The organism is Desulfocastanea catecholica (genome assembly GCF_054657295.1).
Genome location: NZ_BAAHYZ010000173.1, coordinates 1 through 285 on the forward strand (window position 1 = coordinate 1; position 285 = coordinate 285).

Annotated in this window: 1 protein-coding gene; it reads right to left on the reverse strand. The window is 53.0% G+C overall.

Annotated features, from left to right (window positions below; translation table 11 throughout):
• On the reverse strand, positions 1 to 285 hold a 285-nt coding region (locus tag ACYQ8U_RS23400), incomplete at both ends, for an EF-Tu C-terminal domain-related protein (protein ID WP_459947951.1).

Genomic DNA, 285 nt, shown 5'->3' on the forward strand with positions numbered 1-285 from the left:
AATTTCACTGATGACGCCGGCACCAACAGTACGTCCACCCTCACGGATGGCAAAACGCAGACCGACATCCATGGCAATCGGCGTAATCAACTCTACGGAAGCGCTGATATTGTCGCCCGGCATAACCATCTCCACTCCCTCGGCCAGAGTGACAACTCCGGTAACATCAGTGGTTCGGAAATAAAACTGCGGACGGTAGCCATTGAAAAACGGGGTATGACGACCACCCTCATCTTTGCCGAGAATATAGCACTCGCACTTGAACTTGGTGTGCGGGGTGATCGA